This is a genomic window from Leisingera sp. ABM4_060, assembly GCF_056158765.1.
In genome coordinates, this window is the sequence record NZ_JBSWTX010000001.1 from 2,891,404 (window position 1) to 2,916,734 (window position 25,331).

The window sequence follows — 25,331 nt, forward strand, 5'->3', positions numbered from 1 at the left end:
CTTGCCCCCTATATGGAATCCTGCGCGCCGGAAACCAAGAGAGGAGTTTGCCAATGGCCTGCCGCCGGTTCGATCTCTTTGCCGCGTCCGGAAGGCTGATGCGCATGGATGAGGCCGCCTGGGCGCGGCATGCCAACCCATGGAGCGTCTTCAGCCGCATGACGATCCTGCCACTGATGACGCTGGCCATCTGGTCGCGAGTTTGGTTTGGCTGGGGGGTCTTGCTGCCCGTAGCACTTGTTCTGGCATGGACGTGGTGGAACCCGCGCGCCTTTGGCCCGCCTGCGGGCACGGATAGCTGGGCGTCCCGCGGAACGTTCGGGGAGCGGGTCTTCCTGATCCGCCGGCTAGTGCCGGTTCCGGCGCATCACATCCGCTGGGCCAAGGGGCTGGCCTGGGTTTCAGGACTGGGTGCCCTGCCCTGGCTGCTGGGGCTTTGGCGGTTTGACCCGGGGCTGACCCTTTGCGGGCTGGTGCTGATGATTGGCGGCAAGCTCTGGTTCGTGGACCGGATGGTATGGCTCTATCAGGACATGCGGGACCAGCACCCGGAATACAAAAGCTGGCTGCGTTAGCCGAAGCGCTCCCGCCCCTAGGAGCAGGTTCTGGCTGCGCCAGCCCCATTGCCGCGTTGGGCCGCGCGCCGCTTTGATGCGCGGCGGGCCCGCACTGCGCGCCAACGCAGTGCCATGCCCAACTGAGTTGGGCATCCCCGGATGCCCTGGATCAGGCGGGAGCGCCCCGCTTACGGTCAGAGATCGAAGGTTGCAAAGACCGGCGCGTGATCGCTGGGCTTTTCCCAGCCGCGGGCATCACGCAGGATCCGGCTGGAGTGCGCCGCATTGCGGATGTCCGGCGTGGCCCAGACATGGTCGAGGCGGCGCCCCTTGTCAGCGGCATCCCAATCCTTGGCCCGGTAGCTCCACCAGCTGTACAAGCGGCCGTCAGGAATATCGTTCCGGGTGACATCGGACCAGCTGCCCGCCTCCATAACATCGGCAAAATGCTCCACCTCGATGGGCGTATGGCTGACCACCTTCAGCAGCTTCTTGTGGTCCCAGACGTCATCCTCGCGCGGGGCAATGTTGAGGTCGCCCACCAGGATCGACTTCTCCGGCTTCTCTGCCTTGAACCAGTCGCGCATATCGGTGAGGTAGTCGAGCTTCTGCCCGAATTTCTCATTCTGCTCCCGGTCCGGTACGTCACCGCCTGCAGGCACATAGAAGTTATGGATGACTGTACCGTTCTCCAGCCGCCCCGCCACATGGCGTGCGTGGCCAAGACCGGCAAAATCCTTGTCACCGATATCCTCGATCGGCAGCCGCGACAGGATGGCAACCCCGTTATACCCCTTTTGCCCGCGGGCAATCATGTGGCTGTAGCCAAGTGCCGCAAACCCCTCCATCGGGATCTTCTCCACCGGGCTCTTGCACTCCTGCAGGCACAGCACATCGGGGCCTTCCTCCTGCAAAAGCTTCTGCACGATCGGCTCGCGCAGGCGGACCGAGTTGATGTTCCAGGTGGCAAGGGTAAATGGCATCGCGCGCCTCATGCTGAGTTCCGGGTTCCGGCGCGATACTGCCTGTCCGGGCAAGGAAGGGCCAGAGGCGATTATGCGCCCGGCACAGAACTTTCCATTGCGCCCCGGCAAAAAAGGCCGGGCGCGCGGCCCGGCCAAGTCCAACAGGGAGGTGCATACCGTAACCCGGATATGCGCGGGATCATGGGCAGTCTAAAGATGCGCCTTGGGCACCTCATTGATCTGGGTCAACTGCCCTATAGCTCAGGCAACCAGGCGGTATCCGCCTGATTCCGTCACCAGCAGGCGCGCATTCGACGGATCGGGCTCAATCTTCTGCCGCAGGCGGTAGATATGGGTTTCCAACGTGTGGGTGGTGACGCCGGCGTTATAGCCCCAGACCTCGTGCAGCAGCACATCGCGCGGCACCACACCGTCGCTGGAGCGGTACAGGAACTTAAGGATATTGGTTTCCTTCTCGGTCAGCCGGATCTTGCGGTCGTCTTCTGTGATCAAGAGCTTCATTGATGGTTTGAAGGTATAAGGCCCCAGCGCAAAAACCGCGTCCTCCGACTGCTCATGCTGGCGCAGCTGGGCGCGGATCCGGGCCAGAAGCACCGGGAACTTGAACGGCTTCGAGACATAGTCATTGGCACCAGCATCCAGGCCCAGAATGGTGTCTGCATCGCTGTCATGGCCGGTCAGCATCAGGATTGGTGCCTTCACCCCCTGCTTGCGCATCAGGCGGCACAGCTCACGGCCATCGGTGTCCGGCAGGCCGACATCCAGAATGATCAAGTCATAAAGAGCTTCCTTGGCGCGCTCCATTGCACTTTGGCCGTTTTCGGCCTCGAAGACATCAAAATCCTCGGTCATCACCAACTGCTCGCTCAAGGCCTCGCGCAGATCCTCATCGTCATCAACCAGCAAAATTTTCTTCAGTTGCGCCATCGGCTCGCCCTCCTGTTCTCCTGACCACACATGCGTATCCTTCACGCCGCCGGCAAGATTTGCTGCAAAACTCTCACGCCGACGTGTCCATGGCATGGAAATTGTTTCACATCCGTTGCATTTAGGCGTAAAGACAGCGAGCCTTTGTTACAAAATAACACCGGATTCCCCGCATGAGCCTGATGCCCACGATGATCGAATTGCTGGCCCGCGCCCGGGTTGATCTGCGCATGGGGCTGCCGGTGGTGCTGACCAGCGGTCCGGACGCAGTGCTTGCGATCAGCGTGGAGGCGTTGAGCACTGCCCGCCTGGCCGACATGCGCGCCTTGGGCGCCCTATCGCTGGCGCTGACCGCGCGGCGGGCGGAGACGCTGAAAGCCCGAGTTTATGACGAAGACATTGCCCGCATCAAAGTTCCGGCCTCAGAGGGGCTGCAATGGATCCAGGCGCTGGCCGATCCTGCAGACGATCTGAACACCCCGATGAAAGGCCCGCTGTCCAGCCTGCGCAGCGGCTCCGCCGATCTGCACCGGCTGGCGATTGCGCTGGTCAAGTCCGCGCGGCTTTTGCCGGCAGCCGCGCTTGTGCCCCTCAGTGAAGCGGCCGGATTTGCCGCCGCCCACGGCCTCACCACCATATCCCGGACTGCTGCAGAGCCTTTGCTCAGCGCAAGCTCGCCTTTGCATCCGGTTGCCGCGGCCCGGCTGCCGATGGATGCCGCCGAGGCCGGCCGGCTGCATATCTACCGCCCGGAAGACGGTGCCGAAGAACATTATGCGGTGGAAATCGGGCGCCCCGACCGGTCCAAGCCGGTCCTGGCTCGGCTGCACTCCGCCTGTTTCACCGGCGACGTGCTTGGCTCGCTCAAATGCGATTGCGGCCCGCAACTGCGCGGCGCGCTCGCGCAGATGGGCGATGAAGGCGCGGGCGTTCTGCTGTACCTCAACCAAGAGGGCCGCGGCATCGGCCTCGCCAACAAGATGCGGGCCTATTCGCTGCAGGACCAGGGGTTCGACACGGTGGAAGCCAACCACCGGCTCGGGTTCGAGGATGACGAGCGCGATTTCCGCCTGGGCGCCGCTATCCTGCAAAAGATGGGGTTCTCCCAGGTGCGGCTGCTGACCAACAACCCGAACAAGATCGCAATGATGGAGAAAACCGGTATCGCCGTGGCCGAGCGGGTGGCGCTGAAAGTCGGGAGAAACGCCCACAATCAGCACTATCTGGCCACCAAGGCGCGCAAGTCTGGGCATATGCTGTGACATCGCCTGTCGATCTGGTTCTGACCCCGCGCGGGGTCCGCTTTCAGGGGCGGGTGCTGCCCTGCACAATCGGCAAAGGCGGGCTCTCTGCTGCCAAACGCGAAGGCGATGGCGCCACGCCGGTTGGCATGCACCGCATCGCCGGGATGTACTACCGCCCGGACCGTTTGCCCCGCCCCGCCCCTTGGGCCAGGCCGATTGGCCCCGGCGACCTGTGGTCGGATGACATGAGCGACTCGCGTTACAATCAGCATGTGCGCGTGCCCTATAGATTCAGCCATGAAATACTGCGCCGGGCAGATCCTCTGTACGATCTCGTCCTGATCACCGACTGGAACTGGCCGGATGCCATTCCCGGCAATGGCTCCGCCATCTTCATCCACCAATGGCGGCGCCCTGGCTACCCGACCGAAGGCTGTATTGCCTTTTCCCGAACCGATCTGCATTGGCTCGCCGCCCGGATCCAGCCAGGCACCCGGGTATTTGTGCCGGCGCAGGTCCGCCGCTGACGGGGCCAAGACTTTTCAGAAAAGTCTTGGCAAAAGTTTTTGGAAAACTTTTGCGCCTCAATAGCTCCGGGCGCCGAAGATAGCAGAGCCGACCCGCACATGGGTGGCCCCCAGCGCAATCGCCTTCTCGAAATCGCCGCTCATGCCCATCGACAGGCCTTGCAGACCGTTGCGTTCGGCAATCTTGGCCAGCAAAGCAAAGTGCAGACTGGGCTCTTCGTCCACAGGCGGGATGCACATCAGCCCTTTCACCGGCAGGTCCAGCTTACGGCATTCGGAAACAAAGGCATCCGCCTCTGCCGGCATCACGCCTGCCTTCTGCTGTTCCTCGCCGGTGTTCACCTGAACAAACAGTTCGGGGCATTTGCCCAGTTCCTGAGCCAGCCGGGCCAGTGTATTGGCCAGCTTGGGGCGGTCGACCGAATGGATTCTGTCAAAGAGCTCCATCGCCTGGCGCGCCTTGTTGGTTTGCAAGGGCCCGATCAGGTGCAGGTCGATACCCTCGAACTTCCCGGCAAAAGCCGGCCACTTCCCAGCCGCTTCCTGCACCTTGTTCTCGCCGAAACAGCGGTGGCCTTCTTCCAGCACCGCCTCGACCCGTTCATTCGGCTGCACCTTGGACACGGCAATCAATTGCACGCTGCCAGCGGCGCGTCCGGCCTTCTGTTCAGCCTTGGCAATCCGGGATGTGATCTCTGCAAGCGGCATGGTTTCGGGCCTCATATCTGTTTGGCTGCAAAAAACACTGTTTGCCGGGAAATGTTAAGCCGCAAAAGAAAAGGGCGGGTCCCGAAGGAACCCGCCCCGAAGTCACGCTAGGCGTGCTTCAGCTTAGAAGCTGAAGTACAGGCCTGCCTGAACGGTGGTGTTGTCGTTGGAAGCTTCGCGTGCGCCAGCTTCGAAGGACACACCGCCACCCAGGTCGTAGGAGTAGTGGATGCCGTAGCCGGTGCCGTCGGTGCTGCCCGCGGTAGCCGCACCGGTGGTCAGGTCCGGGTTGTCTTCGCTGGTGACATAAGCAACCAGTTTGGAAGCTGCGCCCAGTTCAACGGTGCCGTACAGGCCGAGCTTGTCGGTGTCGTCCAGTGCGCCGCCTGCAACGGTCGCGGAGTCCTGGTTGTTGGCATAGGCCAGGCGAACGCCGAACTGACCCAGGTCACCCTGGATGGTTGCCAGGATCTTGTCTTCGCCAACCACGTTGGAGTCCTGGTAGCCCAGAGCTGCGGTCCAGTCGCCGAAGGTGTAAGCAACGTGCACGCCGGTACGCTGAGTGCCGTCCGCGGAGCCGGCAACGGTGCCGCCGTTCGACTGCGAGTAGGACAGGTGACCCGAGAAGCCGCCTGCGGAGTACAGAGCTTCGATGCCGTTACGGCCAGCTGCTGCGGAGGTGTAGGTATCCCAGTCAAAGCTGTTGTTGCCGGTTTGGGTAACCAGCGACTGGAAGCCAGCGCCGTCGATGCCCAGGCCAGCCGAACGGGTTTCCAGGTACAGGCCCGGCATGGAGTCGATTGCGCCCCAGATGTTGCCGACGTTCACACGCAGGCCGCCATAAGCGACGTGGAACTGAGCGCCGTTGAATGCGCCGGTGCCGGGGGTGCCGTCACGGCTTTCGAACTGAGCGCGGGCACGTGCGCCAACGGTCACACCGCCGTCGGTTTCGGTCGACATGTCGAACTGGATACGCAGACGGCTGGTGATGTTGACTTCGTCACGGCCGACAACGGTTTCGTTGCCGTCGTTGTAGTCCAGGCCAAAGCGGCCATAACCGGACAGCTTGACTTCGGCCGCGGCCATGCCTGCGGTGGCGATCAGCGCGGTGGTCGCGAAGAGAACCTTTTTCATAGTTTTTCCCTCGGTTTTCTATTCCTCAGCCCAAACCGGGGAATCCGGCGTGGGTATGCCAAGGGGTTTCGCTCTTTCACCCCCGTTTTGGCAAGGCTTGGGAAAGTCAGGGGAAACGATGCACCACGGGATGGTGCAGCTTTGCCACAGTCCTTCCGATGCCGGCTGCTCAAACCCCGCGATCGGGCAAAGCGCTGCTGGTCTGATACAGGCAATCCGCAATGGCAGCTGCACTATAGCTGCCTAACCTCTTGCTCCGCCTGCGCCGCTTGCGATAGGTGTTCGCGCAGAAATTGGCTCCGGGAGCGGTTATGACTAAGACAAAGACCCTGCAGGCAACTTTGATCGGTGCGCTGTGTCTCAGCCTTGCAGCATGCGGCGGCGGCAACAGGGAAACGTTGCCCGGCACGCAACTTGGCAAAGACCGTGAGGACCGCGACACGCTGGCTGCCGGCAACACGCCCTCCTCCATCTGGGATGTGTTCCGCGGCAAGCCAGACCAGAATGTGCAGGTCAACCGCTACCTTTGGAGCGCCAGCCTGGATGTGCTGAACTTCCTGCCGGTGCAATCGGTCGACCCGTTCACCGGTGTCATCGTGACCGGATACGGCACCCCTCCAGGCGGCGGCCGCTCCTACCGGGCGACCGTGCACATCAAGGACCCGGCGCTGGACGCGCGCTCCTTGAACGTCTCGCTGCAATCCAAGGGCGGCCCGGTCAGCGCCAGCACCACCCGCGCGGTTGAAGATGCGATTCTCTCCCGGGCGCGGCAGCTGCGGATTGCAGACAAGAAGTTCTGACCCGCTGCCCTCTGGAATCACCAGCCAAACCCCATTATCAGAAGCGCCGGGCCCCTAGCCCGGCGTTTTCATGCAAAGGACCGCTCTGATGTCGCGTTACTCCGCCACGGAAATCGAAGTAAAATGGCAGGAAGCCTGGGACAAGGCCGGGATTTTTCAGGCCAAGCGTACCGGCGACAAGCCGAAGTATTATGTGCTGGAGATGTTCCCCTATCCGTCGGGTAAGCTGCACATGGGCCATGTGCGCAACTACACAATGGGCGACGTGATCGCACGCTACAAGCTGTCCACCGGCCATAACGTCTTGCACCCAATGGGTTTTGACGCCTTCGGCATGCCGGCTGAAAACGCTGCGATGGCTTCGGGCGGGCACCCCAAGGACTGGACCTATTCGAACATCGACACGATGGTCGAGCAGATGAAACCGCTGGGCCTGTCGCTCGATTGGTCCCGCATGTTCGCCACCTGCGACCCGGAGTATTACGGCCAGCAGCAGGCGCTGTTCCTCGATTTCCTGGAAAAGGGCCTGGTTTACCGCAAAAACGCGGTGGTGAACTGGGACCCGGTCGACATGACCGTGCTGGCCAACGAGCAGGTCGAAAACGGCCGCGGCTGGCGCTCTGGCGCGCTGGTGGAGCGGCGCGAGCTGACGCAGTGGTTCTTCAAGATCTCGGATATGTCCGAAGAGCTGCTGTCAGCACTGGACGGCTTGGAAAACTGGCCCGCCAAGGTGCGCCTGATGCAGGAAAACTGGATCGGCAAGTCGCGCGGCCTGCAATTCTCGTTTGAACGCACAGATGGCAGCGAGGCAATCGAGGTCTACACCACCCGCCCCGACACGCTGATGGGCGCGTCTTTTGTCGGCATCTCGCCCGACCACCCGATTGCAAAAGGCTTGGAAGCCGAATCGGCAGAGGTTGCAGCCTTTGTTGCCGAGTGCCGCAAGGGCGGCACCACCGAGGAAGCCATCGAGACCGCCGAGAAGCTGGGCTATGACACCGGCATCCGGGTGAAGCACCCGCTGAACCCGGATTGGGAACTGCCGGTCTGGATCGCCAACTTCATCCTGATGGATTACGGCACCGGCGCAATCTTCGCCTGCCCGGCGCACGACCAGCGCGACCTCGACTTCTGCCGTAAGTATGATCTGCCGGTCACCGACACCTTCTTTGCTCTGGACAATGATTCTCCAGTGGCAGGCGAAGCCTTTGTGCCGCCGAAAACCGAGAAAGTCCGCTGGGTTGATCACTTTTCCGGGCTGACCGAGGCCACTGGCGAAGAGGCGATCAACGCCACCGTCGATTTTGCGGAAAAGGCCGGCTGGGGCCAGGGCGTCACCAAATACCGCCTGCGCGACTGGGGGCTTTCCCGCCAGCGCTACTGGGGCTGCCCGATTCCCGTGGTTCACTGCGAAGACTGCGGCGTGGTGCCGGAGAAGAAAGAGAACCTGCCGATCGCCCTGCCCTATGACGAAGACGGCAAGGCCATCGACTTCTCAGTTCCGGGCAACCCGCTGGACCGCCACCCCAGCTGGCGCAACTGTGCCTGCCCTTCTTGCGGCAAGCCTGCGCAGCGCGAAACCGACACCATGGACACCTTTGTCAACTCAAGCTGGTACTTTGCCCGGTTCACCGCCCCGCGCGCCGAAACCCCAACCGACATGGCCGAAGCCGAATACTGGATGAACGTCGACCAGTACATCGGCGGCATCGAGCATGCAATTCTGCACCTGCTCTATTCGCGCTTCTTCGCGCGCGCGATGCAGATCTGCGGCCACCTGCCGGAGAAATCGGCAGAACCCTTTGATGCGCTGTTCACCCAAGGCATGGTGACCCACGCGATCTATCAGTCCCAGCAGGTCACAAAAGAAGGTGATCCACGCGGTCCCGGCATTAAATTTCACAAGTACCACTACCCCGAGGAAGTCGAGCTGCGCGACGGCAAGGGCTTCCTGAAGGACGGCACCGAGGTGGAGATCATCCCGTCGGCCAAGATGTCCAAGTCCAAGAACAACGTGGTGGACCCGCTGCACATTATCTCATCCTTCGGCGCGGACACCGCACGCTGGTTCGTGCTGTCCGATTCGCCCCCCGAGCGCGACGTGGAATGGACCGCATCGGGTGCCGAGGCCGCCTATAAACACCTGAACCGGGTCTGGAACCTGTGCGACCGGATCGGCGAAATGGACCCGGAAGCGGCAGGGGAAGGCGACGCGGATCTGCTGCGCGAGATGCACAAGTGCATCCGCGACGTGACCCTGGGCGTCAATTCCTTTGGCTTCAACGCGGCAATTGCCAAACTTTACGCCTTCACCAGCACGCTTGCCAAATCCAAGGCCAGCCACAAGACACAGCGCCAGGCGATCATGACCCTGGCCCAGCTGATGGCGCCGATGACCCCGCATTTGGCCGAGGACATCTGGAGCCATCAGGGCGGCGCGGGACTGGTGGCCACCGCGCCTTGGCCGGTTGCGGATGAAGCGATGCTGGTCGAGAACACCGTCACCCTGCCGATCCAGATCAACGGCAAGCGCCGCGGCGAAATCGAAGTCGCCAAGGACCTGGACAAGGCAGAGGTTGAAAAACTCGCCCTGGCGCACGAAGCTGTGCAAAAGGCGCTGAATGGCGGCGCTCCGAAAAAGGTGATCGTGGTGCCGGGCCGGATTGTGAATGTCGTTGCTTAACCGCAGAACCCTGCTGCTGGCCCTGCCCCTGGTGGCAGCGGCCTGCGGCTTTACCCCGGTGTATGCCCCTGGCGGCACCGGGTCCGCGCTGCATGGCCAGATCGAAGTGCAGGCGCCGGAAGAGATCAGGACCGCCAGCGGCACCGACGCCTATTTCCTGGTACAGAACCTGGAACAGCGCCTGGGCCGCGGCGGCAGCGCGACTTACAAGCTGGACCTGACGCTGCGCACGCGGGAAGAAGGCCAGGCGATTACCGCAGGCAATGACATCACCCGCTATTCGGTGATCGGCACGGCCCGCTATTCGCTGACCCGCCTGTCGGACGGCAAGGTCGCCTCCAGCGGCAGGGTCGAGAATTTCACCGGCTACTCCGCCACCGGCTCCACAGTGGAGACACTGGCAGGCGAACGCGATGCGCATGAGCGGCTGATGGTGATTCTGGCCGATCAGATCACTGCGCAGATTCTAGCAACTGCGGATCTCTCCGCGCCTGCCGAATGAAACTCTCGCCGCGCGAGGCGGATGGCTATTTCGCCAGGCCCGATCCGGGCAAGACCGGCATCCTGATCTATGGCGCCGATGCAATGCGCGTGTCACTCAAGCGGCAGCAGGTGCTGGCAGCCCTGCTTGGGCCTGGCGCCGAGGAAGAAATGCGTCTGACCCGGCTGCCCGGCAGCGACCTGCGCAAAGACCCGGCGCAGCTGCTGGATGCGGTCAAGGCGGTGGGGTTTTTCCCCGGTGTCCGGGCGGTGTTTGTCGAAGGCGCCAATGATACGGCCACCCCCGCGATTGCCGCCGCGCTGGAGGAATGGCAACCGGGCGATGCGCAAATCGTGGTCACGGCGGGCCTGCTCAAGGCCTCCTCGAAACTGCGCAAGGCCTTTGAAAGCCACAATAATGCCTATGCGGTTGGGATCTATGACGACCCGCCCTCACGTGCCGAAATCGAGCGGATCCTGGGCGAAGCCGGCATCCGCGACGTGCCCGGCGACAGCATGTCGGCGCTGACGGACATTGCCAATGACACCGGCCCCGGCGATTTCTCCCGAATGATCGAAAAGCTGGCGCTTTACAAGCATGGAGACAGCAGCCCGCTGTCGCTGGACGACATCGGCGCCGTTGCTCCGCAGTCGACCGAAGCCGCGCTGGATGACGTGCTGAACGTGGTGGCCGAGGGGCGCAGCCCGGAAATCGGCCCGCTGATCCGCCGCTTGCAGGCGCAGGGCACCAGTGCGGTGACGCTCTGCATCGGCGCCACCCGGCATTTCCGCACGCTGTACACCATCGCCGCGGCCCCCGGCGGCCCGGCGCAGGGTATCGGCCAGCTGCGCCCGCCGCTCTATGGCAAACGGCGCGACCGGATGCTGCGCCAGGCGCAGAACTGGGGCGCAAACCGGCTGGAAACCGCGCTGACGATCATCACCGACACCGACCTGGCGCTGCGCTCGGCCGGGCAGACTGCGCCCGCGCTGGCGCTGATGGAACGTGCGCTGATCCGGCTGGCCATGCTGAGCCGCGCCCGCTGACGCTGCGCCCATTACCTTGATCCCCTCTCCCGCGCAGCCCATCTTAACTGCACACAACAGGAGAGAGACGATGTATACGGTCACTGGCATCCCGCTCACCCGCACCTTCCGGGTTCTCTGGGCGCTTGAAGAGCTTGGCGTGCCTTACGAGCTGCATCAGCATGGGCCCCGCAGCCCGGAAGTCCAGGCGCTGAATGTCTCGGGCAAAGTGCCAGTGCTGCAGGCAGAAGGTGAGACCATCACCGATTCGACTGCCATCCTGACCTATCTGGCTGACAAGCACGGCGCGCTGACCGCCCCGGCCGGCACCGTGGCCCGCGCCAAGCAGGACGCAATGACCCACCTTCTGCTGGACGAGGTCGACGCCGTCCTCTGGGCCGCCGCCCGCCACAGTTTCATCCTGCCCGAGGACCAGCGGGTGCCGGAGGTGAAAGGCAGCCTGAAATGGGAGTTCGCCCACAACCTGGCCCGGCTTGAGGCCAAGATGGCCGGCCCCTTTCTGATGGGCGAGGACTTCACCATCGCCGATATAATCTGCACCCATTGCCTGAACTGGGCCCGCAGCGCCAAATTCCCGGTCGAAGGTGAAAAACTGCAGGACTATGGCAAGCGGATGCGTGAGCGCGAAGCGTTTCAGCGGGTGGCGGCACTCGCCAAGTAATCCGCAGCCGCCCGCCCCGCCCAGCGCCCGGTCGCCAGGCAGGCGGTCAGCAGGTAGCCGCCCGTCGGCGCCTCCCAATCCAGCATTTCCCCGGCGCAAAAGGTGCCGGGGAGCTGTTTCAGCATCAGCCCTTCGTCCAGCGCCTCGCGGCTCACCCCGCCGGCGGTGGAAATGGCTTCATCCATCGGGCGCAGGCCGACGTGTTTCACCGGCAGCGCTTTGATCAGCTGTGCCAGAGCTTCCGGCTCCTGCGGCAAGGGACGGCCAAACTCCTGCAGCACGGCGGTCCGTGCCGCGCCCAGCTTTAGCACCTTGCGCAAGTGATTGGAAAAACTCGCCTTGCCACGCGGCCGGGACAGCCTGCGAGCCACTTCGGCATCCTGCACGTCAGGCAGAAGATCTATTTTTAGTTCCTGGCCTTCCCGCACCTCCACACAGACAGAGTAAATGCCGCCGCCTTCCAGACCGCGCTGCGAGATCACAGCCTCTCCCCGCGAAGAAAGCTGGCCAGACTTCAGCGCTATGCCTTTCAGGGGCTGGCCGAATTGCGGCTCCATATGGCTGGACCATTCCACCAATAGCCCCGCATTGGCAGGTTTAAACGGAGCGGTTTCCACTTCATTATCCTGCAAAAGCAACGCCCAGGTTCCGTCGGCGCCGAGCCGTGCCCAGCTTGCGCCGCCCAGCGCCAGAACAACGGCGCCGGCCTCGATCCGCTTTGGGCCTTCCGGCGTTTCAAAGGCAAGCTGATTTTTGTCCCAGCCAGCCCAGCGCCAGCGGGTGCGAAGTTCGGCATCATATCCACCCAGCCGTGCCAGCCAGGCGCGCAGTAGCGGCGAGGCTTTCATCACCGTGGGAAACACCCGGCCAGTCGAGCCGGTGAACAGCTCACTGCCGAGGCCGCGTGCCCAGTCCTGCACTGCCTGCGCGTCAAACTCCCGGATCATCGGCGCAAGCCACTCCGCTGCTTCTCCGTACTGTGTGATCAATTGCGTAAACGGCTCATCCTTGGTCAGGTTCAGACCGGATTTCCCCGCCATCAGGAACTTGCGCGCAACCGACGGTTTGGCCTCCAGAACCAGCACCCGGTGCCCGGCCCGGCCCAGTACCTCGGCGGCCATCAGCCCGGCCGGACCTGCACCGATCACCACTGCGTCCCATGCCTCTGCCATGCCATCCCCTTGCCAGCCCTTGCCGCCGGCGTGTCTATTCACTGCACCAAACCCAAAGAGGCCTGCGCATGCCTGATCCGATCTGCCCGCTCTGCGGCCGCCCCATTCCGGGCGGCGTGCCGCAAAGCCTGCACCATCTGATCCCAAAACTGAAAGGAGGCAAGGGCGGGCCGGTGGTTCTGCTGCATGACATCTGCCACCGCGAGATCCATGCCACGCTGACCGAGGCGGAACTGGCCCGCGATTACAGCACGCCCGACGCGCTGAAGGCGCATCCGAGGCTGGCCAAGTTCATCGCCTGGGTGCAAAAGCGCCCTCCGGAATTCAACTCCCGCGTGCCTGGCAAACGCCGCAAGCGTTAGGGTCAAAACCTTAGGTAATCTCTAGCCCCTGAAACGCCGGGCTGTCCTGCATCTCTGCCCCGGCGATATGCTGGAATTCCAGCGTGGTATAGGGGCGGCGCCACAGCCATTCACGGTTTGCCACAGCCGTCAGATCCGGATCCGGCGGGGTCTCATATGTGTAGGCCAGGAAGTGCAGATCGAACCCGAATTCTGAGACATCCTGCACCGACAGCAGTTTCATTTCCGCATGTTCGGCAAGCTCCGCTGCGATATCCCCGGTTCGCAAGGTGACCTGCCCCACATGCGCACCGCCACCCAGCGGCAGCGCAGGATCACCAGCATCATCTGGCCGGTTGCCCTGGAAATCATGCTGCAGCAGCTCGATAGAAAACCCCTCAGGATCATGCAGGTGCGCCATATAACCGATATCGCGGAACTGATGCGGAGCGGAGACCTCCATCCCATTCTGCCGCAGCTGCTCGCAGGCCAAGTCCAAATCAGGCAGGCAGATGCCGATTTTCCAGTAGCGCTCATCGCGGGAGCGCGCAGTCTGTGTGCCGCCGGGCAGCAGGATCAGGTCCGCGTCCTCTCCCGCAAACCCCACCCGCCAGGTATCTCCCCCGGCCCGTGCCTTCATGCCAAACACATCGGCATAGAAACCGGCCAGCCGCTCAGGGTTTTCTACCTGCAGCCGGACTCCGGACAGACGCTTCACCGGCACATCTCCAGGATGCCGGCCGCAATTTCCGGCTTGGCCTCCAGCGCATGGGCCAGCAGATCATGTGCTGTTTCCATCAGCGCCTCCGGTTCCACGATCCGGTCTACCAGACCATAAACATAAGCCTCCTGCGCAGTGATCTTCTGACCTGCTGCCAGGATCATCTTGGTGCGCGCGGGGCCGATCAGCGCCGCCATCCGCTTGGCATCCGACGGCTGCGGCAGGTAGCCGAGCTTCATCACCGGGTAAAAGACCTTGGCCGAAGGCACCGCAATGCGGATGTCGCAGGCCAGCGCCATGCCGTTGGCGCCGCCTGCCAAAGTGCCGTTCAGCGCCGCCACCTTCAGGCAAGACACCGCGGCCAAGGCATTTGACAGCCGCTCCCACACCGGAGACGTCGCGAGGCCTGCCCGCGCCTCGTCCAGATCGGCACCGGCACTGAACACCTTGCCGGTGCCGGTCAGGATCAGCCCCCGGGCCTCCCCGGCGCGCTCAGCGATTTCCGCCAGTTCGGTCAGCATCGCCTCCGTCAGCGAGTTGGCCTTGTCCGGACGGTTGATGGTGACGGTCCAAAGGCCGTTTTCGGCAATCTCCAGCCCGATCATACCAGCCCCACCCGCTGGCGGATGCTGTCTTCGCGCAGCGAAACCTCCTGGCCGATATAGCCATCCGCATCCGCAGTGCACATCCACATCAGCGCCCGCGCAGGCCATTCCGCGGGAATGTGGTCTTCCCACTCCATCTCACTCACCGGATTGATGCCGCTGGCCTTGATCTCGCGCTGCATCTGGGTGGCCACGGTTCCCGGCGACAGGCCCATGGCACGGATGCCGTTGCCGCGTTCTTCCAGATCCAGGGCAGAGGTCAGCATCGCTGCACCTGCCTTGGAGGAACAATAGGCGCTCCAGCCCTCCAGCGGCCTGTGCGCCGCACCGGAGCTCACGGTGATGATGGTGCCGCCGCCCGCGGGCTTCATCAGCGGCAGCGCCGCACGCATGCCGTTGAACACGCCTTTGAGGTTGATGTCGATCAGCTTGCCCCAGTCCTCCGGCTGCGCTTCCGACAGCCGGGCGATCGGCTCGATCACCCCGGCATTGTTGATCAGGATGTCCAAACTGCCGAACTTCGCGTGCGTTTCGCCCAGCGCCGCCTCAACCGCGGCACAGTCCGCCACGTCGCAGGCAAACGTCAGCACATTTCCGCCGATCTCTTTCGCCAGCGCCTCCAGGGCGTCCGCGCTCCTTGCCAGCAAGGCCAGATTGGCCCCGGCGGCGGCAAAAATCCGGGCTGCATCAGCGCCGATGCCGCGGCTGGCCCCTGTAATTGCAACTGTTTTTCCGTTGAAATCCATCGGCCGTCCCTCCAAGTGACTGATAACCCATGTGGTAATGCGGTTAGGGGGAACGGTCCAGCCCAAGGCCCCCTTGACGCACGCAGCCGCGGGGCAGACGATGTATTCAATTCGCTTACAGGGAAAGGTTCTCTTATGTCCGTATTTATTGCTCGCGGCGGTGCCGCCGCGGCTATTGTTGTTATTTCCGCCCAAGGTGCCCTGGCCGACCTCAGCGCCCAGGATGTCTGGGCCGACTGGAAAGCCTATCTGACCAGCACCGGCTACACTGTGTCCGGCAATAAATCCGTATCCGGCAGCACCCTGACCGTCACTGATGTGTCGATGGTCATGCCGATCCCCGAGGAAGACGGCTCCGGCACTGTGAGCTTGCCGGAAATCCAATTCGTGGAAAACGGCGATGGCACCGTCAACGTGCTGCTGCCTGCCGAATTTCCGATGGGGTTTGAATTTTCCGGCGACGGCGAGAGCTTCTCGGGCAAGCTGATCTACGCCCATGACGGCACTCCGATGACCGTGTCCGGCGACGCCGAAAACATGAGCTACGGCTATACGTCCTCCAAGGTCACCATGACCCTGGACGGGCTGACCGCCGATGGCGAGGCAATTCCGGCCGATGTGGCAAAAGTGCTGATCACCATGAACGACGTCGCCACCCAGACCGACATGACGATTGCCGGTGCGCGCAGCTATGCGCAGACGCTGACGGCCTCCAGCCTCAGCTACGACATGGGCTTCAACGACCCCGAGAGCAACGGCACCGGCTCCTTCAAGGGCGCTCTGCAAGGGCTGAACTTCAGCGGCACCAGCACAGTGCCCACTGGCCTGGAAGGGCCCGACATGCAGGCGCTGCTGGAGGCCGGTTTCGCCTTTGACGGTACCTTCACCTTTACCGGCGGCAACGGCGCGGTGTCCGGCGTCGACGGCGGTGACAGCTTTGCCATGGAAAGCAGCTCGCAAGGCGGCTCCATTGCCGTAGCAATGGATAAACAGAGCCTGACCTACGACGTGTCTCAGACCGGCACCACCGTGAATATCTCCGGCTCCGAAATTCCGTTCCCGCTGGCGCTAAGCATGGCCGAAACCGGATTCAAGATGATGATGCCGCTGGCGAAATCCGACGAGGAGCAGGATTTTGCCCTGGGTATCACCCTGCGCGACTTTGCGGTTCCGGAAATGCTCTGGGGCATGGTCGACCCGACCGGCCAGCTGCCGCATGATCCGGCCACTGTGATCCTGGACCTGGCCGGCAAGGGCAAAGTGCTGTTTGATCTATTTGACCCGGAAGCCATGGTCGCAGTGGAATCCGGCGACGAGCAGCCGGGCGAACTGAACGCGCTGACCGTCAAGCAGTTGCAGGTTTCCGCTGCTGGCGCCGAGCTGACCGGCACCGGCGATTTCACCTTCAACAACGAAGACCTGGTGAGCTTTGACGGCATGCCGGCACCGTCGGGCGCGGCCAACCTCAAACTTGTCGGCGCAAATGCTCTGATCGACAAGCTGATCGGCATGGGCCTGATGTCTGACAGCGACGCTATGGGCGCGCGGATGATGATGGGCATGCTGGCAGTGCCGGGCGAAGGCGAGGACACGCTGACCTCGAAGATCGAGATCTCCGACGACGGCCAGATCCACGCCAACGGCCAGCGCATCAAATAACCATCAAATCCCAGACAAGTCCGGCAAAGGGGCTGCCTTCGGCGGCCCCTTTTTTGCTGCCCGCCCTTGCGGCAAGCCCTTTGTCTGGATAGCTCTGATAGGGAGCAGAACAGAAGGTGCCCATGACCCAGTCCCCCGAAGCGCTTTGCCACGCCCTGATTGACGCCGCCCGCAAGGCCGGCGCGGATGCTGCCGATGCCATGGCTGCCGAGGGCAGTTCCCTCAGCATCGAAGTCCGCGAGGGCAAGCTGGAGCACGCGGAGCGCTCCGAGGGCACCGATCTGGGACTGCGAGTGTTTGTGGGCAAGCGCCAGGCGCTGGTTTCATCCTCTGACATGCGCCCGGAAACCATCGCAGCGATGGCCGAGCGGGCTGTCGCCATGGCCAAGGAAGCGCCAGAGGATCCCTATACCGGCCTCGCCGATCCGTCGCAGCTGGCACAGAGCTGGGACCTGGCCGCGCTTGAGCTGGAAGATCCCAGCGGTGAACCGGAACCCGCGGCGCTGCAGGCAGACGCGCTGGCCGCTGAGGCTGCGTGCCAGGGCATCGACGGCATCACCCAGGTTCAATCGGCAGGTGCCGGCTATGGCCGCCATGTAGTGCATCTGGCCGCAACCAACGGCTTCTCCGGTGGCTACCAGCGCACTGGCCGGTCGCTGTCGGCCACCGGGATCGCGGGCACAGGCACCGGCATGGAACGCGACCACGACGGCGACTCGCGCACTTTCCAGGCCGACCTGCGCAGTGCCCAGGATATCGGCCGCACCGCGGGCGAGCGCACAGTGGCACGGCTTGGCGCCCGCAAACCCAAGACCGGCAGCTTCCCGGTGCTGTTCGACGAACGCATCTCCTCCTCGCTGATCGGCCACCTGCTGTCCGCCGCCAATGGTGCGGCGATTGCCCGCGGCTCTTCCTGGCTGAAGGACTCACTGGGCCAGCAAGTGCTTCCCGAGGCGCTTTCGGTCATCGAGGACCCGCACCGCCCGCGTATTTCCGGCTCCCGCCCGTTCGACGGCGAAGGCCTGGCGACCCGCAAGCGCACTGTGGTCGACAAGGGAGTGCTGACCGGATGGACCCTGGACCTGGCATCTGCCCGCAAATTGGGGCTAGAAAGCACCGCCAACGCGGCCCGCGGCATCGGCGGGGTGCCGTCGCCCTCGACCTGGAACATCGCGCTGACCCAAGGCGAGGCCAGCCGCGAGGATCTGATTGCACAAATGGGCACCGGCCTTCTGGTCACCTCAATGATCGGCTCCACCATCAACCCGAACACCGGCGATTACTCGCGTGGCGCATCCGGTTTCTGGGTAGAAAACGGCGAGATTGCCTACCCGGTCAATGAATGCACCATCGCCGGCAACCTGCACGACATGCTGCGCCGGATCGTGCCCGCAAATGACGCCCGCCAGCACCTGTCGACCGTGGTGCCGTCGCTGCTGATCGAAGGAATGACACTTGCCGGCAACTGATCTTTCCCTGCTTGTGAAAGCGGCGGAACAAGCCGGAGACATCGCATGCCGCTATACGGGCCCCGAGGCCAAGCGCTGGGACAAACCTGGCGGTGCCGGTCCAGTGACCGAGGCGGATCTGGCCGTAAACACCATGCTGGAAGACATGCTGCCCGCGGCGCGGCCCGGCTACGGCTGGCTGTCGGAAGAGACCGAGGACAGCGGCGCACGCCTGTCGTGCGAGCGGGTGTTCATCATAGACCCGATCGACGGCACCCGCAGCTTTGCCGAAGGCTCCCGCACCTGGGCGCATTCCTTTGCGGTGGCCGAACAGGGCGAGGTCACGGCGGCGGTGATCTATTTGCCCCAGCGCGATCTGATGTTCACCGCCGCCAAGGGCCAAGGCGCGGCCTGCAATGGCACGCCGATACATGTTTCTACGGACGCCGAACTGGCAAGCGCCGAGGTGCTGGCCGCCAAACCGAACCTCCAGGCCCATCACTGGCTCGGCGGCACCCCGCCGGAGTTCGTCCGCAGCTACCGGCCGTCGCTGGCCTACCGCCTGGCCAAGGTGGCGGATGGCCGCTTTGGCGCCATGCTGACACTGCGGCCCAGCTGGGAGTGGGATATTGCCGCGGGTGATTTGCTGATCCGCGAGGCCGGTGGCATCATCACCGACAGAACCTCCGCCCCCCTGCGCTTCAACAACCCGCACCCGCGACTGAACGGGGTGGTCGCGGGCAGCGGGGATTTGCACCAGGCTCTGATGGTGCGGCTCAACCCGGACAGCCCCGGCATTGCTGGACATTGAAGCCACCAGGCCTTAAGCGGCGGCAGCCCCGCCACAGCCAGACGCAAAGTTTTCACAGACAAACCCGCATGTTGCAGATACCTTGGGCCGGAAAATTCAGATCGAACCAGATGCAACGGCGAACCACAGCTCCCAGCCGCTCCTCCGTGCTGCAGCCACGTCCCAAAGGCGAGCTGCTGTGGCTGCACGCGACCACGCCTGAACGCTACCTGGCGCTCTGCGACGTTGGCCGCCGCCTGAAAAGCCTGCGCCCGGACCTTTTGGTTCTGGCCAGCTGGGAGGCTGAATTGCGGCTGACAGGCACGGTCGGCTGCGACATTCCGATCGGCCCTCTCCCTGAAGACACCGCAACTGAGGCCCGCGATTTCCTCAACCACTGGCAGCCGGATGCCTGCATCTGGACCGGAACACCGTCACGGCGCATCATGTTGAAACAGCTGCGGGAGCGGAAAACCGGCGTGCTGCTGGCCGACTTGCTGGAGCATGAAGTCCCGAACCGCGCCAGCCGCTGGCTGCCGGATCAGCGCAGGCGCCTGCTTGATGGGCTGACTTGCATTCTGACCCCGTCCAAGGCGGTGCAAGCACGGCTGATCCGGGCCGGCTTCCCGGCCGGGAGGGTCGAGCTGGCGGCAAAACTGCGGGTTTCAGCCATCCCGCCCGGCTGCAATGACGACGAACTGGCATCCATGCAGCAGGTCATGGGAAGCCGCCCGGTCTGGCTGGCTGCCCATGCCAAACTCAGCGAACTGCCGCAGATCCTCGAAACCCACCGGGCGGCTTTGCGGCTGCTGCATCGGCTGCTTCTGGTCATTGCGCTGGACGATCCGCAGGATTTGGACGCCGCCGCCAAGCTGCTGCAGGACAGCGGCCTGCCCTTTGCCGATTGGGAAAACGGCGGCGAGCCGGAAGACCTGTGCCAGGTGCTGCTCACCAGCGGCGAGGATCTGGGGCTTTGGTACCGGCTGTCTCCCGTTGCTCTGATCGCCAGCAGCCTGGACCCGGCAGCTCAGGGGCAGTCGCCGCTGGATGCCGCTGCCCTGGGCTCTGCCCTGCTGCACGGCCCCGGCATCCATGCCCATCGTGAGCTTTACGAGCGGCTGGCCAAAGCCGGCGCTGCGCAGCCAGTGCGCGCCCAAGCCGACATGGCCGACGCGGTTGTCGCCCTCTCCGCACCCGACAAAGCGGCTGAGATGGCCCTGGCCGGCTGGCAGAGCGTCACCGAAAGCGCGGCCACCACCGATAAACTATTGGACAAGGTTCAGGCTCTGCTGGACCAGCGCGAGGACACAAATGCGGGCACCTGATTTCTGGCACAAGCCGCCCGGTTCCTTTGATCTGCGGGCGGCTTTGCTGGCGCCATTGGGCTGGGCCTATGGCCGTGCAACAGCCTCGCGGCTGGCCAAGGGCAGCCCGGCGGCGCCCGGGGTGCCAGTGATCTGCGTCGGCAACCTGAACGCCGGCGGCACCGGCAAGACGCCTACCGTGATCTGGCTGCTGGAAACCCTGCGCAACCTGGGCCACGAACCGCATGTAGTGACCCGCGGCTATGGCGGCTCTCTGGACGGGCCGGTGCAGGTCATTCCCGGGCAGCACAAAGCGGCACAGACTGGCGATGAGCCGCTGTTGCTGGCCGCCTTCGCCGAGGTCTGGGTGGCCAAGGACCGCGCCGCCGGCGCCCGTGCCGCAGCCGGAGCTGGCGCGACCGTGATTGTCCTTGATGACGGCTTCCAGAACCCGGCCGTGGCCAAGGACCTGTCGCTGGTCGTGGTGGACGCTCAGCAAGGGTTCGGCAACGGCCGCTGCCTGCCGGCCCTTTGCGGGAACCCGTCGCCACCGGCCTGAAACGCGCCGATGCGGTATTGTCGCTGGGGCCTGAACCCGCGCAGAAGATTTTCGCAGCCTCTTGGAGCAGTCAGATGCAGGGCCTGCCGCATTTCACCGGCGCGCTGGAGCCGCTGCAGACCGGCATGCCATGGAACGGCACAAAAGTGCTGGCCTTTGCCGGCATTGGCCATCCGCAAAAGTTCTTCAACACTCTGCGCAGCCTTGGCGCCGACATCGCCCGGGCCGAGGCGTTGGACGATCACCAGCCGCTGACAGGCGCATTGCTGAACCGGCTGGAGAACGAATCCAAACTGCTGAACGCGCAACTGGTGACGACCGAAAAAGACGCCGTCCGCCTGCCGGACAGCTTCCGGCCCAAAGTGATTACCCTGCCGGTGCGTTTGCTGATCGCCAGGGATGACGCCTTGAAAGAGCTGCTAATGAAGGCCGCGCCTACGCCGTGATCCTGCCCGGCATTTGATAGGCAAAACAATAAAAGCCCGGGCATACGCCCGGGCTCATCGTTTTGACAGCTAAATAAGTTCAGCCTTCCAGCTCAGCGTCCAGCAGCTTCTTGAAGTCCGCATAAGACTGGTTGGAAACCTTCTCGCCGTTCAAAATGAACGAAGGCGTCGACTCGATGCCATGCTCGGTCGCGTTTTCCTGATACCAGGTCACCAGGGTCTGCGCCTTGGTGCCGTCCTGCAGGCAGGCTTCCAGCTGTTCGTTCTCGATGCCGGCCAGGCGGCCGATCTTGCGAAGCTCGTCGACAATTGCCGAGGCATCGCCAGCCCGTGCCCAATCCGACTGGCCTTTGTAGATCAGGTCGGAGATACCAAAGAACTTTTCAGTGCCGCCGCAACGCGCGATCATCGATGCCCACAGGCCGTAGCGGTCGAAATAGACCTCGCGGTAGATGAACTTCACCTTGCCGGTGTCAATGTAATCCGCCTTCAGCTGCTTGAAGGTGTTGTTGTGGAAGTTGGCGCAATGCGGGCAGGTGTAGGAGGCGTATTCGATCAGCGTGACCGGCGCATCCTCGGCCCCCAGGGTCATCTCAGTGATGGTGGAGGTGTCCACTTCGGCTTCCTGCGCAAAGGCGGCGCCGACCAGCGGGTTTTGCGGCAGATTGCTCTGGCTGCCCAAGCCTGACAGGGCATAACCGCCCGCAACAACCGCAACCGCGGCAAAGACACCAGACATAAGACGGGTCATTTGAACCCCTTTCCTTGCGTTTTCTGTTTTGTCAGCACATTGCGCCCCAGACGCTCCAGGGCAGCGCGCAAATCGTCGTTTTCCACCCCTTCCGCCGCTTTGCTGGCCTCGGCCGCATCCTTTGGATCCGGCTGCAGCGGGGCTTGCACTTTGGGGGCATATTTGAATTCCACGCGGCCGTCGGAAAATCCCGTCGGTGCGGTTTGCGTGATCCGCACCTTGGAAATGGCATTGAAACCATAGACCGCATTCACCCGCTCGCGCAGGCGTTCCTTTTGCATTTCGAGCATTGGCGCATTGGCCCCGGTCGTCAGCACCGTCAGCGTAGCGCCAAAGGAGCCGCGCCCGTACCCCACGTTCACCGGCCGCGCCATTGTGGCAATATCCGGCCCGGCGATCTCTTCCCAATGGGTGAGCAGGCGCGATACCGCGAATCCCCGGCTTTCCCCCGCCTTGCGGATCTGCTCGCTGAGGAGCTTGGAGGTCCGGGAGAACCCGCGTGTGGTGCTTCGCCTGAATGCCATGATCTAGCTTTTGCTCGACTGCGTACCCTATTGTAAAGAGCCCGGGTACAGGCGCCAGCCTAACAGCAAGCCAAGGAATAACGAATGCGTGACTTGAACAGCCATTCCGCCGCGATGAGTGGAGACCTGCTTGCCTGGTACGACGTGCATGCCCGCGCGATGCCCTGGCGGGTCGGCCCGGCAGAGCGCGCGGGTGGTGCGCGGCCCGATCCCTATAAGGTCTGGCTCAGCGAGGTCATGCTGCAGCAGACCACCGTGGCCGCCGTTCGGGAATATTTCCTGCGTTTCACCAGCCGCTGGCCGACGGTGCTGGATCTAGCAGCGGCAGAAGATGCCGATGTGATGAGCGAATGGGCCGGCCTCGGCTACTACGCCCGCGCCCGCAACCTGCTCAAATGCGCCCGCGCGGTTGCCGGTGAGTTCGGCGGCCGCTTTCCAGATACATATGACGGCCTGCTGAAACTGCCCGGCATCGGCCCCTATACCGCCGCTGCCATATCCTCGATCGCTTTCGACCGGCCCGAGACCGTTCTGGATGGCAATGTCGAGCGGGTTATGGCGCGAATCCATGACATCCACGAGCCGCTGCCCGGTGTGAAACCCGTGCTCAAGGAACGCGCCGCGGAACTGACGCCGTCGCAGCGCCCCGGCGACTATGCCCAGGCGGTGATGGACCTTGGCGCCACCATCTGCACCCCCCGCAACCCGGCCTGCGGCATTTGCCCCTGGCGCGATCCATGTTCCGCGCGGATCGCGGGGACGGCCGCAGAATTGCCCAAGAAGACGCCCAAGAAGCCAAAGCCAACCCGATACGGCATCGTTTACCTGGCAAAATCGGCTGAGGGGACTTGGCTATTGGAGCGGCGCCCGGACAAGGGCCTTCTGGGCGGCATGCTGGGCTGGCCCGGATCAGAGTGGAACGACGCCCCGGCACCGAACCCGCCGTTTGAGGCCGAGTGGCAGGATCTGGGAGGTGAAGTCCGCCATACCTTCACCCATTTCCATCTGATCCTGCAGGTTCGGACAGCGGAACTGCCCGCCGGTTTCAACCCAACAGAAGACCAAGAGCTGATCCCGCGCCAAGGCTTCCGCCCCTCCAGCCTGCCCACCGTGATGCGCAAGGCCTTCGATCTGACACTGGACACGTAAGGAAACCTCCTGCCCGGCTGCAAGCCGGGCAGCGCCCGACCCTCCCCACGGGAGGGCGCTTCACGCCCACCCAGGGTCGGACACTGCCCTTCGCGCTACAATAAATTCGGTGCGAAAAAGGTGAGGGGCAGGTCGCCTTTTTGAACGGCATCACCAGGCTTGGGTTTTCCGTGCAACCGGCGTAGTCTCCGTGGCAAACGCGCGCATAAGCTTTTGGAGACACAGGCATGATTGCCCCCGAAACCCTTGCCCGCTGGCAAAGCGCCCTGCCGTTCTGGATGTCCTTCCTGCTGCTGCCCCTGGCGTGGATTGCTGCGCTGCAGGGCGGCTGGGCCCTGATCCTGCCGCCGCTGGTGACCTGGCATCTGTTTGCGGTGCTGGACGGGATGTTCGGCCTCAACCTGGAAAACGCCGACCCCGAAACCCCTGACAGCGACCTTAAATGGTACAAGCTGCTGACCGCTGCCTGGGTGCCGCTGCAGTTCGTGACCCTGTTTGCACTGATCTGGTACGTGAGCGGCGCGGATCATCTGAACGGCTTTGAGAAGTTCGCCGTGTTCTTTGGGGTTGGCGTCATCACCGGTGCCGTCGGAATCAACTACAGCCATGAACTGATGCACCAATCCAGCCGGGCGGAGCGTTGGCTGGGGGATATCCTGCTGGCAATGGTGCTTTATTCGCACTTCCGCTCTGAACACCTGCTGGTGCATCACCGTTATGTCGGCACCCCGCGCGACCCGGTAACAGCGCGCTACAACGAGGGTTTCCATCGCTTCTACCCGCGGGTGCTGCGGCAATGCTGGCACTCTGCCTTCCGCGCGGAGAAAGAGAAACTGGCCAAGAAGAACCGCCCATGGACGGACCCGTCGAACCCGTTTTTCCGCTATTGGGCGCTGCAGGGCGCCATGCTGCTTTTGGCGCTGCTGCTGGGCGGCATGACAGGCGTGCTTCTGTTCCTGGTCCAGGCCGGTGTCGCCATCTGGCAGCTGGAGCTGGTCAATTATGTGGAACACTACGGGCTGACCCGCAAACATCTGGGCGACGGAAAATACGAGCCTGTGCAGCCGCGCCATTCGTGGAACGCGGCGCACAAGGCGTCGAACTGGCTGCTGATCAACCTGCAGCGCCACTCGGACCACCATTACAAGCCCAACCGCCGCTTTCCGCTGCTGCAGAACTATACCGAGGCGGACGCGCCTCAGCTGCCATACGGCTATCCGGTGATGACAGTTGCCGCGATGATCCCGCCCTTGTGGCGCCGGGTGATGAACCCGCGGGTGCGGCGCTGGCGGCAGGCCTATTACCCGGAAATCACCGACTGGCACCCCTACAACAAGGCGCTGAACCCGCAGCCGCGCTAAG

The 25,331-nt window shown here is 63.3% G+C and carries 26 protein-coding genes and 1 pseudogene; 16 read left to right on the top strand and 11 right to left on the bottom strand.

Features of this window, described 5'->3' with window-relative positions; translation table 11 throughout:
- Positions 1 to 53: 53 nt before the first annotated feature.
- Complete coding sequence (locus tag ACXAEH_RS13805) at positions 54 to 575, top strand: DUF6653 family protein (protein ID WP_475033565.1); 522 nt, start codon at positions 54 to 56, stop codon at positions 573 to 575.
- A gap of 176 nt (positions 576 to 751) precedes the next feature.
- Here ACXAEH_RS13805 and ACXAEH_RS13810 read toward each other — a convergent pair whose 3' ends face one another.
- Entirely contained in the window at positions 752 to 1,540 is a 789-nt protein-coding gene (locus tag ACXAEH_RS13810) for an exodeoxyribonuclease III (RefSeq protein ID WP_475033566.1), read from the bottom strand.
- A 243-nt stretch (positions 1,541 to 1,783) separates the two neighbouring features.
- Positions 1,784 to 2,470 carry a response regulator transcription factor gene (locus tag ACXAEH_RS13815; protein ID WP_039164198.1) on the bottom strand — a complete coding sequence of 229 codons (687 nt, stop codon included), beginning with the start codon at positions 2,468 to 2,470 and terminating at the stop codon, positions 1,784 to 1,786.
- A gap of 173 nt (positions 2,471 to 2,643) precedes the next feature.
- On the opposite strand from ACXAEH_RS13815, the gene ribA reads away from it, so the two are divergent.
- Both ribA and ACXAEH_RS13825 read left to right on the top strand, forming a co-directional pair.
- Positions 2,644 to 3,732: a GTP cyclohydrolase II gene (gene ribA, locus ACXAEH_RS13820; protein WP_475033568.1), complete on the top strand. Its 1,089-nt coding sequence runs from the start codon at positions 2,644 to 2,646 to the stop codon at positions 3,730 to 3,732.
- Positions 3,729 to 4,241, top strand: a complete 513-nt coding sequence (locus ACXAEH_RS13825; RefSeq protein WP_475033569.1) for a L,D-transpeptidase family protein — start codon at positions 3,729 to 3,731, stop codon at positions 4,239 to 4,241. The genes ribA and ACXAEH_RS13825 overlap by 4 nt, the downstream gene beginning before the upstream one ends.
- Before the next feature lie 57 nt (positions 4,242 to 4,298).
- Here the strand turns inward: ACXAEH_RS13825 and ACXAEH_RS13830 are convergent, their stop codons facing one another.
- Positions 4,299 to 4,949, bottom strand: a complete 651-nt coding sequence (locus ACXAEH_RS13830; RefSeq protein ID WP_475035578.1) for a YggS family pyridoxal phosphate-dependent enzyme — start codon at positions 4,947 to 4,949, stop codon at positions 4,299 to 4,301.
- 123 nt (positions 4,950 to 5,072) lie between these two features.
- Positions 5,073 to 6,083, bottom strand: coding sequence for a porin (locus ACXAEH_RS13835; protein WP_475033570.1), 1,011 nt, complete (start codon positions 6,081 to 6,083; stop codon positions 5,073 to 5,075).
- A 311-nt stretch (positions 6,084 to 6,394) separates the two neighbouring features.
- On the opposite strand from ACXAEH_RS13835, the gene ACXAEH_RS13840 reads away from it, so the two are divergent.
- The 5 genes from ACXAEH_RS13840 to ACXAEH_RS13860 all read left to right on the top strand — a co-directional run bounded on the left by ACXAEH_RS13840 (position 6,395) and on the right by ACXAEH_RS13860 (position 11,754).
- Complete coding sequence (locus tag ACXAEH_RS13840; RefSeq protein ID WP_475033572.1) at positions 6,395 to 6,883, top strand: DUF3576 domain-containing protein; 489 nt, start codon at positions 6,395 to 6,397, stop codon at positions 6,881 to 6,883.
- 88 nt (positions 6,884 to 6,971) lie between these two features.
- Complete coding sequence (gene leuS / locus ACXAEH_RS13845; RefSeq protein ID WP_475035580.1) at positions 6,972 to 9,566, top strand: leucine--tRNA ligase; 2,595 nt, start codon at positions 6,972 to 6,974, stop codon at positions 9,564 to 9,566.
- A complete protein-coding gene (gene lptE, locus ACXAEH_RS13850; protein ID WP_475033573.1) occupies positions 9,553 to 10,068 on the top strand; it encodes an LPS assembly lipoprotein LptE in 516 nt (171 codons plus the stop codon). The genes leuS and lptE overlap by 14 nt, the downstream gene beginning before the upstream one ends.
- Positions 10,065 to 11,093 (top strand): DNA polymerase III subunit delta, encoded by a 1,029-nt coding sequence (gene holA, locus ACXAEH_RS13855; protein ID WP_475033574.1) that lies wholly within the window; start codon positions 10,065 to 10,067, stop codon positions 11,091 to 11,093. The genes lptE and holA overlap by 4 nt, the downstream gene beginning before the upstream one ends.
- Before the next feature lie 70 nt (positions 11,094 to 11,163).
- Positions 11,164 to 11,754 carry a glutathione S-transferase family protein gene (locus tag ACXAEH_RS13860; protein ID WP_475033575.1) on the top strand — a complete coding sequence of 197 codons (591 nt, stop codon included), beginning with the start codon at positions 11,164 to 11,166 and terminating at the stop codon, positions 11,752 to 11,754.
- On the opposite strand, the gene ACXAEH_RS13865 is transcribed toward ACXAEH_RS13860, so the two are convergent.
- Positions 11,727 to 12,926 carry a TIGR03862 family flavoprotein gene (locus tag ACXAEH_RS13865; protein WP_475033577.1) on the bottom strand — a complete coding sequence of 400 codons (1,200 nt, stop codon included), beginning with the start codon at positions 12,924 to 12,926 and terminating at the stop codon, positions 11,727 to 11,729. The two genes, ACXAEH_RS13860 and ACXAEH_RS13865, sit on opposite strands and share 28 nt — an antisense overlap.
- Before the next feature lie 68 nt (positions 12,927 to 12,994).
- On the opposite strand from ACXAEH_RS13865, the gene ACXAEH_RS13870 reads away from it, so the two are divergent.
- Positions 12,995 to 13,288 (top strand): HNH endonuclease, encoded by a 294-nt coding sequence (locus ACXAEH_RS13870; RefSeq protein ID WP_475033578.1) that lies wholly within the window; start codon positions 12,995 to 12,997, stop codon positions 13,286 to 13,288.
- A gap of 10 nt (positions 13,289 to 13,298) precedes the next feature.
- On the opposite strand, the gene ACXAEH_RS13875 is transcribed toward ACXAEH_RS13870, so the two are convergent.
- Genes ACXAEH_RS13875 through ACXAEH_RS13885 form a run of 3 tightly spaced genes read right to left on the bottom strand, consistent with a single transcriptional unit; the run spans position 13,299 to position 15,339 of the window.
- Positions 13,299 to 13,985 (bottom strand): VOC family protein, encoded by a 687-nt coding sequence (locus ACXAEH_RS13875; protein ID WP_475033579.1) that lies wholly within the window; start codon positions 13,983 to 13,985, stop codon positions 13,299 to 13,301.
- Positions 13,982 to 14,593, bottom strand: coding sequence for an enoyl-CoA hydratase/isomerase family protein (locus tag ACXAEH_RS13880; RefSeq protein WP_475033580.1), 612 nt, complete (start codon positions 14,591 to 14,593; stop codon positions 13,982 to 13,984). The genes ACXAEH_RS13875 and ACXAEH_RS13880 overlap by 4 nt, the downstream gene beginning before the upstream one ends.
- Positions 14,590 to 15,339 (bottom strand): SDR family oxidoreductase, encoded by a 750-nt coding sequence (locus ACXAEH_RS13885; protein ID WP_475033582.1) that lies wholly within the window; start codon positions 15,337 to 15,339, stop codon positions 14,590 to 14,592. Before ACXAEH_RS13885 ends, ACXAEH_RS13880 begins: the two co-directional genes overlap by 4 nt.
- 135 nt (positions 15,340 to 15,474) lie before the next feature.
- On the opposite strand from ACXAEH_RS13885, the gene ACXAEH_RS13890 reads away from it, so the two are divergent.
- Positions 15,475 to 16,998, top strand: coding sequence for a DUF2125 domain-containing protein (locus tag ACXAEH_RS13890; RefSeq protein ID WP_475033584.1), 1,524 nt, complete (start codon positions 15,475 to 15,477; stop codon positions 16,996 to 16,998).
- Here the strand turns inward: ACXAEH_RS13890 and ACXAEH_RS13895 are convergent.
- Positions 16,991 to 17,122 (bottom strand): hypothetical protein, encoded by a 132-nt coding sequence (locus ACXAEH_RS13895; RefSeq protein ID WP_475033585.1) that lies wholly within the window; start codon positions 17,120 to 17,122, stop codon positions 16,991 to 16,993. The genes ACXAEH_RS13890 and ACXAEH_RS13895 overlap by 8 nt on opposite strands.
- On the opposite strand from ACXAEH_RS13895, the gene ACXAEH_RS13900 reads away from it, so the two are divergent.
- The 4 genes and pseudogenes from ACXAEH_RS13900 to lpxK all read left to right on the top strand — a co-directional run bounded on the left by ACXAEH_RS13900 (position 17,121) and on the right by lpxK (position 21,545).
- The gene (locus ACXAEH_RS13900) at positions 17,121 to 18,467 is read left to right on the top strand and encodes a TldD/PmbA family protein (RefSeq protein WP_475033587.1); all 1,347 of its coding nucleotides are present in this window, start codon (positions 17,121 to 17,123) and stop codon (positions 18,465 to 18,467) included. The genes ACXAEH_RS13895 and ACXAEH_RS13900 overlap by 2 nt on opposite strands.
- Complete coding sequence (locus ACXAEH_RS13905; protein WP_475033588.1) at positions 18,454 to 19,257, top strand: inositol monophosphatase family protein; 804 nt, start codon at positions 18,454 to 18,456, stop codon at positions 19,255 to 19,257. The genes ACXAEH_RS13900 and ACXAEH_RS13905 overlap by 14 nt, the downstream gene beginning before the upstream one ends.
- 110 nt (positions 19,258 to 19,367) lie before the next feature.
- Positions 19,368 to 20,561: a 3-deoxy-D-manno-octulosonic acid transferase gene (locus tag ACXAEH_RS13910; RefSeq protein WP_475033590.1), complete on the top strand. Its 1,194-nt coding sequence runs from the start codon at positions 19,368 to 19,370 to the stop codon at positions 20,559 to 20,561.
- A pseudogene (gene lpxK / locus ACXAEH_RS13915) lies at positions 20,548 to 21,545 on the top strand (tetraacyldisaccharide 4'-kinase). Before ACXAEH_RS13910 ends, lpxK begins: the two are co-directional and overlap by 14 nt.
- A gap of 79 nt (positions 21,546 to 21,624) precedes the next feature.
- On the opposite strand, the gene ACXAEH_RS13920 reads toward lpxK, so the two are convergent.
- Positions 21,625 to 22,296 carry a DsbA family protein gene (locus ACXAEH_RS13920; RefSeq protein ID WP_475033591.1) on the bottom strand — a complete coding sequence of 224 codons (672 nt, stop codon included), beginning with the start codon at positions 22,294 to 22,296 and terminating at the stop codon, positions 21,625 to 21,627.
- Complete coding sequence (locus ACXAEH_RS13925; protein WP_475033593.1) at positions 22,293 to 22,820, bottom strand: DUF721 domain-containing protein; 528 nt, start codon at positions 22,818 to 22,820, stop codon at positions 22,293 to 22,295. The genes ACXAEH_RS13920 and ACXAEH_RS13925 overlap by 4 nt, the downstream gene beginning before the upstream one ends.
- Positions 22,821 to 22,904: 84 nt before the next feature.
- Here ACXAEH_RS13925 and mutY point away from each other — a divergent pair, with 84 nt between their 5' ends.
- Both mutY and ACXAEH_RS13935 read left to right on the top strand, forming a co-directional pair.
- Positions 22,905 to 23,969, top strand: coding sequence for an A/G-specific adenine glycosylase (gene mutY, locus ACXAEH_RS13930; RefSeq protein WP_475033595.1), 1,065 nt, complete (start codon positions 22,905 to 22,907; stop codon positions 23,967 to 23,969).
- Positions 23,970 to 24,196: 227 nt separating this feature from the next.
- The gene (locus ACXAEH_RS13935) at positions 24,197 to 25,330 is read left to right on the top strand and encodes an alkane 1-monooxygenase (RefSeq protein ID WP_475033597.1); all 1,134 of its coding nucleotides are present in this window, start codon (positions 24,197 to 24,199) and stop codon (positions 25,328 to 25,330) included.
- Position 25,331 lies beyond the last annotated feature (1 nt).

Excerpts from the sequence above, each read along its gene's own strand:
- ACXAEH_RS13880 (WP_475033580.1), bottom strand. The coding sequence starts at position 14,593 with ATGATCGGGCTGGAGATTGCCGAAAACGGCCTTTGGACCGTCACCATC.
- holA (WP_475033574.1), top strand. The coding sequence starts at position 10,065 with ATGAAACTCTCGCCGCGCGAGGCGGATGGCTATTTCGCCAGGCCCGAT.
- ACXAEH_RS13920 (WP_475033591.1), bottom strand. The coding sequence starts at position 22,296 with ATGACCCGTCTTATGTCTGGTGTCTTTGCCGCGGTTGCGGTTGTTGCG.
- ACXAEH_RS13935 (WP_475033597.1), top strand. The coding sequence starts at position 24,197 with ATGATTGCCCCCGAAACCCTTGCCCGCTGGCAAAGCGCCCTGCCGTTC.
- ACXAEH_RS13805 (WP_475033565.1), top strand. The coding sequence starts at position 54 with ATGGCCTGCCGCCGGTTCGATCTCTTTGCCGCGTCCGGAAGGCTGATG.
- ACXAEH_RS13900 (WP_475033587.1), top strand. The coding sequence starts at position 17,121 with ATGACCCAGTCCCCCGAAGCGCTTTGCCACGCCCTGATTGACGCCGCC.
- ACXAEH_RS13860 (WP_475033575.1), top strand. The coding sequence starts at position 11,164 with ATGTATACGGTCACTGGCATCCCGCTCACCCGCACCTTCCGGGTTCTC.
- ACXAEH_RS13925 (WP_475033593.1), bottom strand. The coding sequence starts at position 22,820 with ATGGCATTCAGGCGAAGCACCACACGCGGGTTCTCCCGGACCTCCAAG.
- mutY (WP_475033595.1), top strand. The coding sequence starts at position 22,905 with ATGCGTGACTTGAACAGCCATTCCGCCGCGATGAGTGGAGACCTGCTT.
- ACXAEH_RS13885 (WP_475033582.1), bottom strand. The coding sequence starts at position 15,339 with ATGGATTTCAACGGAAAAACAGTTGCAATTACAGGGGCCAGCCGCGGC.
- ACXAEH_RS13810 (WP_475033566.1), bottom strand. The coding sequence starts at position 1,540 with ATGCCATTTACCCTTGCCACCTGGAACATCAACTCGGTCCGCCTGCGC.
- ACXAEH_RS13870 (WP_475033578.1), top strand. The coding sequence starts at position 12,995 with ATGCCTGATCCGATCTGCCCGCTCTGCGGCCGCCCCATTCCGGGCGGC.
- ribA (WP_475033568.1), top strand. The coding sequence starts at position 2,644 with ATGAGCCTGATGCCCACGATGATCGAATTGCTGGCCCGCGCCCGGGTT.
- ACXAEH_RS13835 (WP_475033570.1), bottom strand. The coding sequence starts at position 6,083 with ATGAAAAAGGTTCTCTTCGCGACCACCGCGCTGATCGCCACCGCAGGC.
- ACXAEH_RS13865 (WP_475033577.1), bottom strand. The coding sequence starts at position 12,926 with ATGGCAGAGGCATGGGACGCAGTGGTGATCGGTGCAGGTCCGGCCGGG.
- ACXAEH_RS13815 (WP_039164198.1), bottom strand. The coding sequence starts at position 2,470 with ATGGCGCAACTGAAGAAAATTTTGCTGGTTGATGACGATGAGGATCTG.
- ACXAEH_RS13910 (WP_475033590.1), top strand. The coding sequence starts at position 19,368 with ATGCAACGGCGAACCACAGCTCCCAGCCGCTCCTCCGTGCTGCAGCCA.
- ACXAEH_RS13890 (WP_475033584.1), top strand. The coding sequence starts at position 15,475 with ATGTCCGTATTTATTGCTCGCGGCGGTGCCGCCGCGGCTATTGTTGTT.
- lptE (WP_475033573.1), top strand. The coding sequence starts at position 9,553 with ATGTCGTTGCTTAACCGCAGAACCCTGCTGCTGGCCCTGCCCCTGGTG.
- ACXAEH_RS13830 (WP_475035578.1), bottom strand. The coding sequence starts at position 4,949 with ATGCCGCTTGCAGAGATCACATCCCGGATTGCCAAGGCTGAACAGAAG.
- ACXAEH_RS13840 (WP_475033572.1), top strand. The coding sequence starts at position 6,395 with ATGACTAAGACAAAGACCCTGCAGGCAACTTTGATCGGTGCGCTGTGT.
- leuS (WP_475035580.1), top strand. The coding sequence starts at position 6,972 with ATGTCGCGTTACTCCGCCACGGAAATCGAAGTAAAATGGCAGGAAGCC.
- ACXAEH_RS13895 (WP_475033585.1), bottom strand. The coding sequence starts at position 17,122 with ATGGGCACCTTCTGTTCTGCTCCCTATCAGAGCTATCCAGACAAAGGG.